Here is a 10099-nt window from a genome sequence, read left to right on the forward strand (position 1 = left end):
TATGAAAAAACATCTAATCACTTTTATTCACAAGCCCGTTCTCGTTTCCACCGTTTCGCTGGTTGTGGCAGCCGGTATTTTGGGAGTAGCCGAATACCGCAACCTCAAGTCACCTTCTGCTCCTCAATTTTCTCTGGCCAGCTCAAGTGCCAATATAGATGTCAGCACGAGTACAGACGTAGCAGCCTCCCAGCACGTATTGTTGAGCTTTCTTTCGAGTGGGCGCGTGGCTACTGTCTCGGTCAAAGTGGGTGATCAAGTAAAAAAAGGCATGACCCTGGCCACCCTAGATCCCGAAAGTACTCTTGGGGCCTTGACTCAGGCCCAGGCCACGTATGCCTCAGCTCAGGCCAACTATGCAAAGGTAGTCAATGGGGCCACCGCTTCGACAGTCGATGTGGCTCAAGCGGCTATAGACACAGCCAGTCAAAACCTAGAGCATATTCTCCAAAATTCTTTTACTCAGATAGACAATCTCATCCGCACGGATGTAGACAATCTTTATGTCAATCCCAATTTTTATGCGCCTCGATTTGAGATTACTTTTTTTGATCCGACTATCAACACCAACACAAGCTTAGTCCCAAGTGATTTAAATTTAAAACTGGATCTTGAAAATAAAAGAGTGGATATTGGTAAGCTTCTGGCTGCTTGGAAAGTGGCTACAAGCACAGATAGCCAAACTACGGCCCAGGTGACCTTGGCCAATCTCACAGTGGTTAAGAATTACCTTGCGGAAGTGTCTGATGGACTGAACTCTATCACTTACGACGCCAAATATCAGACCAATATGGACAAATATAAGGCCAATGTAGCTATGGCTCGCTCAGCTGTCGACACGCTTATCAGTAGTATTCAGAGTGCAGAGCAGGCTCTGACGACTGCCAATACAAACGCTAGCGTGGTCACGACTTCTGCTCGTCCAGAAGATGTAGCCGTGGCCAAAGCCAACATGGACAATGCTCTTGGAGCTCTTCAGATTGCTCAGGCCAACTATAACGGCAGGATTATTATTGCCCCAGAGGACGGCACAGTGACGGCGGTACATATAAATGTAGGGGAAACCGCGGTGGCCAATGTCTCAGCTATAGAAATTTCAGGGCAAGGAATTTAACTCAAATATATGCACAACGAAACAATCGAAAAAATAGAAGAGGAAGTAAAGACAATCGAAAAGAAAATAGAAAAAACGGGTGTTTTTAAAAAACCCTGGGTGCAAAGCCTGATAGCCATGGTATTAATTTTTGGGGCCCTCGGGGGTTTTCTTTATTGGCAATCAGTCCGGGGAAATGTTTTCGTGGAAAATTCTTACCTGAATGCTCCAATCGCAAACATGGGGCCAAACACACCAGGAGTCCTAAATGCTATATACGTAAAAGAAGGCGACAGGGTGACTGCTGGCCAGCAAATCGCCTTGGTTGGATCCGAAACACTTTTTGCCAAGGATAACGGCTTGGTGGCCAACGCACCAGAAGTCGTGGGCAGCTACTTTACTCCAGGCCAGACTATTGTCTCGATCGTAGCCGATCAACAGATGGAGGTGGTCGGATCACTAAATGAAACAGATGGTTTGAAAAATATAGCTTCTGGTCAACGAGCCACTTTTACGGTCGATACTTTTCCCGGAAAAGTGTATGAAGGAGTTGTGGATAAAGTCGGAGTCACCTCGGACGACACGGGTGTTATTTTTTCAATCTCCGATAAGCGCCCAGTCAAAAAGTTTAGCGTATACGTCGCCTTTGATGTCAGTAAATATCCGGAGCTCAAAAGCGGCATGTCAGCCAAGATTACGGTCCATACTCTAAAGTAGGACTTAAAATATGGAAAAAACCATGGAGGACAAAGATTCCAAAATGCGCTGGTGGATTTTGGCTACCGTCATCATCGGCACATTTTTGGGTCGCCTTGACCAGACTATCGTCAATCTCGCCCTGCCGAAAATTATCAATGATTTTAATATTACAGTCACGGCTGCCGGCTGGATTGCTACGGCCTATATCTTGGCCAATGCAGTTTTTGTGCCTATTTGGGGAAAACTGGGTGACACCATCGGTCGAAAAAAAGTTTATATTCTAGGCTTCGCCATTTTTATTTTTGGCTCAGTGCTAGCTGGTCTCGCCTGGAATCTTCCTTCGCTGATCGTTTTTAGAGTCATACAGGCGATTGCAGGGTCGGCGGATTATCCTACCGCGATGGCTATCATTGCGGTCACTTTCAAACAAGGCAAGGAGCGAGGTCAGGCTCTCGGTATCTGGTCCTCATCTTTTGCAGCCGCCTCCGTTTTTGGACCTTTGATAGGCGGGCCCCTCATCGACAATTTCGGTTGGCGCTCAGTTTTTTTGGTAAATTTGCCGGTAGGGTTGCTAGGTGTCTTTATGGCCCTGCGTTTTATTCACGAATCGGTGTCAGAAAAGAAGACGGTTTATTTTGATTGGTGGGGGGCGCTTAGTCTGGGTGGCATGCTTTCAGCTCTAGTGCTCGTGTTGGACAAAGGCTCTGATTGGGGCTGGACTTCTTTGGCTAGCACGGCGTGCTATTTTTTGATCATGGCTCTGCTTTGGGTCTTTATCAAAATAGAGCATCATGCAATCGAGCCAATCGTTGATTTGAAAATGTTTAAGATTCCTGCATTTCTCAATGCCCTAGTCAATAATTTTATTGTCTTCATGGGTTTGATGGGCGGACTGTTTCTCATTCCCGTCTTTGCTCAGACTTTTTTGGGATTTAATGCTACAGAATCAGGCTATCTTTTTATGCCGATGGCTGCTGCCCTCATGCTCGCTGCTCCGATCGGAGGCGCCCTAGCTGGCAAAGTCAAAGCCAAGTATGTCATTTTTGCCAGCACCATTGTCGCCTCTATCGGGCTCTATTTCTTTTCTTTCCTGGATGTAAAATCAACTGCCATTGATATTATGTTGCCACTTTCTCTCATGGCCTTTGGGCTGGGTTTTGGAATGGCTCAGCGCACCAATCTCGTTGCATCTGTGGTAGAGCCTCATGAAATAGGAGTCGCTTCGTCTATTTTGGCTCTGGTTCGAAACGTAGCCGGAGCTTTTGGAATCGCTATTTTCGGCACAATCCTGACCAACCGCATCGCGGCTAATATTTTTAATATCAACAATCTCAGCTTTCTCAACAGTCAGCTCGGAACAAATGTCCAAAAATATATTGGCTTGGTAGAATTGAAAGCTCAAATCGATGCCTATGATTATGTTTTTCTCATAGCCACCCTGATCGTGTTCCTCGGCTCCTTTGCGGTGCTATTTTTGAAAGTTAAAAATGAGAGAGCAGATGTAAAGGTAGTCGTAGAATAGAATCTCTATTTTTTATTGAGAGAGGTGCGAGTAGCTGGTCCAACATTGCCTAAAGTGTTGATACCGTGGGCGCTCTGATAAAGGATGACAGCGGCTCTGGTCAGAGATCCATAGTAGCTGGTGATGGGTCCAGAGTAGAGACCCTCAGCCGTCAATCTTTTTTGAAGCTCGGTCACGTCATTGCCTGTCGAACCAAGGTCTAAGGGCTTGTTGAAAATGAAACCGTCTCCTTTTGCAGATGAAACGGCACCATTGCCAGTGACAGTGAGGGTGAGCTGTGTGCTGGCGGTAGTGTTGTTGATATCAATGGCATTGATAGAAATATTATGGGTACCTATATCTTGGGTCTGAGGTGTCCAGGTAAAATTACTGCCGTTGAGATTGCCGTTGTCCAAAGTGTTGTTGCGAAGCGAGTCTCCGAGAGTGTATGTGGGGGAAGTCAGACCATAAGGGGTGATAGTCAATGTCACAGGCACACCTGCAGAAATATTAGAACCAGAAGTATTTTGAACACTAATACCGTTCACTGTGATAGTTTGGTATAGAGTATCAGTCCGGCCATTTGAAGCACTCACTCTGATGGAAAGATTGTGGACCCCTACATCGCTAGTCTTGGGTGTCCAGGCCACATTGCCGGCGGAGCTTATGTTGCTACTTGAAATACTGCTGCCCGCAAAGGTGTCGCTAATTAAAAATGAAGGATTGCTGAAACCTTGGGCTCCTACGCTGAAAGACAGAACATTATTTGGAAAAATATTTGTGCTGGGAGAAAGATTTTGAATGGATAGAGCGGAGAAAGGTCCAACCACCAAAGTCTGAGTCAGGGTACTGCGAAAGCCATATGAATCGATCACCGTGAAAGTAATGTTATGGGTGCCAATATCCGTTGCTCCAGTGGCCCAACTAAATCTACCAGTATTGCTGATGTTTGAATTTGAGAGGGTACTGCCGGGGAGAGAATCGCTTAGGATGTAGGATGGATTGCTAACGTCTGGAGCATTTATCTGAAAAGATATAGTGCTGCCAGCTGGAGTGTTGGCATTTGGGGTGATGGTGCCAATAGACAGGGAACTAGCGTCTGCTAAAGCTGGAGCGAGTAAAAAAGGCAGTAAAAATAATATTAAAAATAGATTCAAAAAATGGATATTTTTTTTCATGTCTACATATTATACACTTTGTCTGCCCATTATGTATAATAGGTGTATAATAAAAAGATTAGTATAACCTAATAAAAGTATGAACAATTTCAATACAAATTATGCTATCGGTGTCGGAGCGCCTACTTGGCTCCATGTTTTTGGACCAGGTTTAGCCATCTTGCTTTTGTGGAGTATTTTCTGGAAGGGTCTGGCTTTGTGGCACTCAGGACGACGGGGACAGTCAATCTGGTTTATTCTTCTTCTCATCATCAATACGGCTGGTATTCTTGAAATTATCTATCTTTTCTTCGTCGCTAAACTAAAACTTTCTGAACTTTTCAGTAAGAAATAATTGTTTGCAAAGCCTGTTGAGGTGTGGTTTACTCTGATACAGAAACTTTAAAATGAACAAATTGGAAAGGTTAGGATAATGAAAAAATTCTACAGTGTTTTGCGGGTAGCTGGTAATTCCAGAATGGGAGGCAATCCGGATACTGAAGCAGACAAAGCTTTTGATTTCCTCGGATTCAGCTCGGAGCAGCTCAACGGCCATGCTTACAAGGCCAGTCGTCCAAAGGTGGGTGAGCGGTTTGTAGTCGAAGCCAACATGAACACCAAGACTGCCGGCACCTTCGTCCTGTTTCGTTTTATGGATGAAAGGTGGGAGGAAATCCTTGGTGGACGCATCACCACGACCAAGCAGGACGATGCAGCCACCACCAACACGTTTTCGTGCATTGGGGGCCAGTTTTCTCGATTGACAATCATCACTCCAAACGAGCCGATCGCCACACATTTCCAAGATTTGCCGACCGGCACCTTGGTGTCAGCCGTCAACAAAGAGGAGGGTGTGATCACCCTCAATTCGCAGGGAGAAGAAGTGGTCGGGGAAGAAAAAGTGGTGTTTCTTGATGTCAGCGATATCCGGCGTTTTGAAGGTCAGCCAAGGATTTTTTTCAATTCAGAAAAACTCCGGGCGCTGGGTGACTCGATCAAGGGGATCGGTCAACTCAAGGCCATCAGTGTTTGGCGGCTGCCTGCCGATGAAATCGGTGAGGATGGCTGTCATTTTGAACTCGATGATGGAGAACGCCGGTGGCTGGTCCACCAGCATGTGGGATTGAAGAAAATCAAAGCCATCATCAAGACAGGCAAAAGGAAAAATCTGCTCGAGCGCTTTACGCTCTCTTTCGTGGCCAACCTCCATGCGGAGCCGCACACCACGTACGAGATTGCCAAGGCTATCCTCTGGATTTATGAACAGGTGAAAGATCCGGCCGAAATTCACAGGAAAACTGGACTCAGCATTCCGCTGATCTACAGTTATTTGCGGCTGAAAAGTCTTTCTCCCGCTTTGCTGGAGCAGATGAGTCCCGAGGTGCCGGAGAACAATCGGCTTCGTCTTGAACATGCTAAAACGCTTGCCGGTATCAAGGATCTCGACGAGCAACAGCGGATTTACGACGAGGCCTACGGTCATTCGGAGAAAGGGATCAAGACGGTCAGCCGGACGATCAAGGTCTTGGTGGCAAAATCAGAAGCCGAGCTCAACTTTGTGCCCAGAAAAAGAAGTCCTCGAAAGGCCGCCACCCGAGCGGTCCAAAACTTGCTCAATTCGCTGGTGGAGCTCGACACCAATGAAACGGGGCTAAAGCACCACCTCCTCTTTACCACAGAAATGGGTCGGAGGGAGGTTGAAGAAGCTCTACAAAGGGCGGTGATAATTATCCCAAGGCTCCTCAAGGTGGCCAAAAACATGGCCTCCTAGGGTTCCACTAGTTCCCTTAAAAAAATAATGCCCGCAGCGTCAAACGACACGCTGCGGGCATTTATGTTTTGCCTTCAGGACTTCAGGAGAAGCGAGGAGTACTCCACTTCCTCCACCGCCTTCCAGTATTCCTGGTCAGAGGCGATGGCTTCGCTTTTTCCATTGGCCAGGTATCTCCACACTCCTCGGAGTACCACCTCCACCTCGGTATTCAAGATATTCACCATCTGGGCGAAGACCTTGGGGTCAGGATTGACCTCAGCGTAGGACCCAAGTCCATACCGCACACAAAGAGCCTCCTTGACCTCAGCAGGGAATTGGGTGCGCGAAACAATTGCTTGCCTCGCCTCTTCAATTTTTTGCTTTCTGGTTTTGAGGATATTCTCGACCTCCTTGATCTGGGAAGGGAAGAGTTTTCCCTGCCGATTCCAGATTTGCGAAAGATCTCCGCAGAGAATGGAAAGGGTATGCTTTGCCCTCACTTTTTCCAGTTCACCATTTAGACTTTCAGTCGAGGGGATCAGATTTGCCTTGAGGTTGAACTCGCAGCAAGACTCGTTGATTGGGATGTTGAAATCGTCGCACGCAAGTCTGACCGCCAAGGCTTCAGGTGACTTGTTGGTTCCTGATTGGCGGACAAGGGTGCAAAGACGTTCCAAGATACTTTCGATGGAGTTGTTTTTTGCGGACACGTTCCCGAGTAACACCAAATTCACTAGCGGTTTCCTCCAAAGTCCTACTCGGGCCGTAGCCGAAGAGACCATTTTTGGTGAAGAAAATCCTGCTTGAGCTGCTAGAGGCCACATCTCCATAGAGGTCGCAAACATACTCATAGAGACCCTTCATCATTTGCGCCGCCCTTCGGCAGTCGTCTTTGATGGCTGCCGTATCACTTGGCATGTGAGCCTTGTGATCTGGTGTCATTTTGTAGAGATCGGCCGCATCTCCATCTCCAAGCTCGATTGGCTCATCGAGGCTTTGGGTTGTCATCGTCACTCTGAAGAGTTTGCTGATTTTAGAAACGGAAAGACCCGTCTCCTCGGCAATTTGTTCGAGGCTCGGCTTTTCTCCCAATTGTTCTTGCAGACGAAAAGCAATAGCCTTGACCTTTCTGACCTGCTGGCCTACCCCTACAGGGATTCTGATGGTTTGTCCGGTATTGGCTTTCTGGCGGTAAACTTTTTGACGAATCCACCATACAGCATAAGTGCCGAAGTTTGCTCCCTTCGTGTGGTCGAAACGATCCACTGCCTCCATAATACCCAACATGCCAGCTTGAAAGGCATCATCGTAGTCTGGAGTGTTTGGTGGGACAGTTTTTGCCGCAAACCAATGCGCGAGTTTTTGATTGCGCATGATCATCTCTTCTCGAGCTTTGTCATCACCCGCGATGCGCCGGATGTTCAGTGCCGCCATTTCCTCTCGGTTCGGATATACCTTTGCCTTTTCTGCCTCCAATTCAAGGAGACGGACTTCCGCTTTTTCTTTGGGGTCCATATGACTTCTCCTTGTTTAAGGTTTCGTTTAAAAAACAATACGCCATAGGCGTGTCTGGGTTAAATCTACCATCAGACTGACTTTTGTCAAAAGATTTGATTCTGACCGCGTTGTCATTGACACCTTGCCTTTTCTGTGTAAAATACTTTACAGACTCGGTAAAAAAGAAGGATTAAAAATGATAATAAAAGCAGCCATCATCGGCGCCTCGCCAGCGATTCAGGAAGCTTTGAGTGGGGAAAAATTTGCCGCTAGGGTCCTCTCGGCCGTGGTCGGGCAAGCTCTTGGCGTTGAAAACGTACTCGATCGTCCAGCCGAGTACTACGTCCAGCACGCAGACACCGCTCCCTCACCAAAACACGGATCGTGGGGTGTCGAAGTCCGTTTGAGTGGAGCATCCCGCCAAGGACGGACCGCCAAACAATTTCACACGGCCCTCGAGGTGCTGCACACCATTGTGAAAGACGTCGTGTCCAAAGCCATGTATGGTACTCAACGGTGTCAGGTTTTCTGTGTGATCATGATTGATGGCGACGTCGAAACAGCGCCAGGATCCGGGATCTACAGCAACAACCTGGAAAGCCGGGCCGAATGGGTTGAACCGCAATAAAATCCAAAATCAAGGCGGCACTTCCAGCAAGGAGTGCCGCCTTTTAAATTTTCTTGTCATTTGGAATGTACAAGGCTATTATAACAACATGATTTCTAAAACTGAATTCGAAAATTTTAAGAAAAAATTTGACGTGGTGAGTGTTTTTATTGAGAACAATGAAGAAATATTGCTATTGCACCGTCAAGATCACAAACCTCAAGGTAATATCTGGGCTTTAGTGGCAGGCAAGGTAGACAATGATGAAGAGCTCGCCGACGCACTAGTGCGAGAAATACAAGAAGAAATTGGCTTAAAATTTACACCGGAAGAATGTCAGTATTTTGAAAAATATTATGTTCGATACCCCGAGTACGATTTTATTTATCACACATTCCACCTTCCTTTAAAAGAAAGACCTACGCTAAATCTAAATTTGGAAGAGCACAAAGATCATAGATGGCTAAAACCTGAAGAAGCCCTAAAGCTTGATTTGATACCAGATGAGGATGTGTGTATTAAGGGGTTTTATAATATTGTTTAGCTTGGCGTTCCATTTTTTTGGATTTTTGCAAAGTAAAAAGCTCCTCACGGTTTTCCGCGAGGAGCTTTGATTTTAATTTTTACTTCGAGTATGGTCGGCAGACCTTCATCTTGGCCACCCAGAAACCGACGCGGAAGACCTGAGGCAATCTTCCTCCATATGGCTTCGGCAAATGAGCCAAATCCACGGATTCGGGAGCCTTGGAGACTACCAGGTTCCCATTAAGCCAGCGGCTGTAGGCGCTTTGCTTTGGTGGTTTTGGCACCTTGGCGAGCACTTTTTCCGGAGTCGGAGGCTTTGTCGCGGCGTAGGCATGCAGTTTATCCGTCAACCGCTTTGCACGCCACTTTGTCCACCACTGTCCAATTGGCCGGAGCACGAATTTATCCAACGGCGGAGCGATGAACCTGACAAAAAATACTGACGTCAGGAAGATTAGGGTAAGCACCATAAACAATGCTAAAAACACCGCCCTTATATCAGGGATTGCTTTTGTCAGAAATGGCCACAATGCCACCAGAATTTGCCAGGACAGACAGGCTCCAACGACCTCAACCGGTGTGACCGGCATGAAGACTTTTTCTCCATTTTTGTTACGCCCCCAATACCGGTATTTTCTGTCCCAATCGTTGGAAGGGTAGTAGAAAACATCGGGTGAATATTCTACCATTGACCCAGGATCATGATCCCATAGATATTTAATCTCCGAGAAGAACGACCCTGGGCGGAAACCGCAGAAAAACACGGCAGCCCGACGTCCCAGCAGAAAAACTGTCAGGATTATCGAGACACAGATTTTGAGAAAGTGTCCGATCAGGAAGAGTGGCGGCTGGACGGTAAAAGCCCAGATGCAACGCGCCCTGAAAGCACACTGATCACGCGGTGGCGCTTCATGCCACCGATTGACCCAGCCCCAGATGGCTTCGCCGAGCACCCCTTTGGGTTTCTTGGCAAAAAGCTCAGCCGGAATGGTGAATTCTCGGACGGTCGCCGCGACCACTTCTAGATCACATGAACGATACAGGCACCGAAATTTTCCAGTGCCAATCTCTTCATAAATGTCTTCCACAGACATACCAGAGCAGTAGCGTCTATTCGAATTTGTTTCCAGGAATTTTTTAATGTTGAGCGCCACGTCGGCTGTTTTCCTCACTGCCAACACTATCAGACGATGAAGTCCCGGCCGATTGAAGGCCAGAAAATCAACGGTTTTGCCCACCTTGCAGAAATACCGGCGACCGGAAGTTT

At 47.1% G+C, this 10099-nt stretch carries 11 protein-coding genes; 7 read left to right on the plus strand and 4 right to left on the minus strand.

Translation table 11 applies throughout. The features are described from left to right. The first annotated feature begins 1 nt into the window (after position 1). The 3 genes from PHF79_00545 to PHF79_00555 are packed head-to-tail and all read left to right on the plus strand — an operon-like array spanning position 2 to position 3314. Positions 2-1114 carry a biotin/lipoyl-binding protein gene (locus tag PHF79_00545; GenBank protein MDD5318298.1) on the plus strand — a complete coding sequence of 371 codons (1113 nt, stop codon included), beginning with the start codon at positions 2-4 and terminating at the stop codon, positions 1112-1114. 9 nt (positions 1115-1123) lie between these two features. Further along, complete coding sequence (locus tag PHF79_00550; GenBank protein MDD5318299.1) at positions 1124-1810, plus strand: efflux RND transporter periplasmic adaptor subunit; 687 nt, start codon at positions 1124-1126, stop codon at positions 1808-1810. 10 nt (positions 1811-1820) lie between these two features. Beyond that, entirely contained in the window at positions 1821-3314 is a 1494-nt protein-coding gene (locus tag PHF79_00555; GenBank protein MDD5318300.1) for a DHA2 family efflux MFS transporter permease subunit, read from the plus strand. Between the two features lie 5 nt (positions 3315-3319). Here the strand turns inward: PHF79_00555 and PHF79_00560 are convergent, their stop codons facing one another. Then, positions 3320-4471, minus strand: coding sequence for a peptidoglycan-binding domain-containing protein (locus PHF79_00560; GenBank protein MDD5318301.1), 1152 nt, complete (start codon positions 4469-4471; stop codon positions 3320-3322). A gap of 79 nt (positions 4472-4550) precedes the next feature. On the opposite strand from PHF79_00560, the gene PHF79_00565 reads away from it, so the two are divergent. Further along, positions 4551-4805, plus strand: coding sequence for a DUF5652 family protein (locus tag PHF79_00565; protein ID MDD5318302.1), 255 nt, complete (start codon positions 4551-4553; stop codon positions 4803-4805). Positions 4806-4883: 78 nt separating this feature from the next. After that, positions 4884-6221, plus strand: coding sequence for a ParB/RepB/Spo0J family partition protein (locus tag PHF79_00570; protein MDD5318303.1), 1338 nt, complete (start codon positions 4884-4886; stop codon positions 6219-6221). 74 nt (positions 6222-6295) lie between these two features. Here PHF79_00570 and PHF79_00575 read toward each other — a convergent pair whose 3' ends face one another. Continuing rightward, positions 6296-6880 carry a hypothetical protein gene (locus PHF79_00575; protein ID MDD5318304.1) on the minus strand — a complete coding sequence of 195 codons (585 nt, stop codon included), beginning with the start codon at positions 6878-6880 and terminating at the stop codon, positions 6296-6298. After that, complete coding sequence (locus PHF79_00580) at positions 6828-7718, minus strand: sigma-70 family RNA polymerase sigma factor (protein MDD5318305.1); 891 nt, start codon at positions 7716-7718, stop codon at positions 6828-6830. Before PHF79_00580 ends, PHF79_00575 begins: the two co-directional genes overlap by 53 nt. A 178-nt stretch (positions 7719-7896) precedes the next feature. On the opposite strand from PHF79_00580, the gene PHF79_00585 reads away from it, so the two are divergent. Together PHF79_00585 and PHF79_00590 are read left to right on the plus strand one after the other, a co-directional pair. Further along, on the plus strand, positions 7897-8328 hold the full coding sequence (locus PHF79_00585) for a hypothetical protein (protein MDD5318306.1): 432 nt from the start codon (positions 7897-7899) through the stop codon (positions 8326-8328). An 88-nt stretch (positions 8329-8416) separates the two neighbouring features. Beyond that, positions 8417-8851 (plus strand): NUDIX domain-containing protein, encoded by a 435-nt coding sequence (locus PHF79_00590; protein ID MDD5318307.1) that lies wholly within the window; start codon positions 8417-8419, stop codon positions 8849-8851. Positions 8852-8930: 79 nt separating this feature from the next. On the opposite strand, the gene PHF79_00595 is transcribed toward PHF79_00590, so the two are convergent. Beyond that, a partial coding sequence (locus PHF79_00595) for a hypothetical protein (GenBank protein ID MDD5318308.1) occupies positions 8931-10099 on the minus strand: 1169 nt, incomplete at its 5' end.

The organism is Candidatus Paceibacterota bacterium, from assembly GCA_028714275.1.
In the GTDB taxonomy this organism is placed as follows: domain Bacteria; phylum Patescibacteriota; class Minisyncoccia; order Phycocordibacterales; family CAINVO01; genus CAINVO01.

Coding starts and splice junctions, on each gene's coding strand:
- PHF79_00585 (MDD5318306.1), top strand. CDS start 7,897: ATGATAATAAAAGCAGCCATCATCGGCGCCTCGCCAGCGATTCAGGAA.
- PHF79_00565 (MDD5318302.1), top strand. CDS start 4,551: ATGAACAATTTCAATACAAATTATGCTATCGGTGTCGGAGCGCCTACT.
- PHF79_00550 (MDD5318299.1), top strand. CDS start 1,124: ATGCACAACGAAACAATCGAAAAAATAGAAGAGGAAGTAAAGACAATC.
- PHF79_00570 (MDD5318303.1), top strand. CDS start 4,884: ATGAAAAAATTCTACAGTGTTTTGCGGGTAGCTGGTAATTCCAGAATG.
- PHF79_00580 (MDD5318305.1), bottom strand. CDS start 7,718: ATGGACCCCAAAGAAAAAGCGGAAGTCCGTCTCCTTGAATTGGAGGCA.
- PHF79_00545 (MDD5318298.1), top strand. CDS start 2: ATGAAAAAACATCTAATCACTTTTATTCACAAGCCCGTTCTCGTTTCC.
- PHF79_00555 (MDD5318300.1), top strand. CDS start 1,821: ATGGAAAAAACCATGGAGGACAAAGATTCCAAAATGCGCTGGTGGATT.
- PHF79_00560 (MDD5318301.1), bottom strand. CDS start 4,471: ATGAAAAAAAATATCCATTTTTTGAATCTATTTTTAATATTATTTTTA.
- PHF79_00590 (MDD5318307.1), top strand. CDS start 8,417: ATGATTTCTAAAACTGAATTCGAAAATTTTAAGAAAAAATTTGACGTG.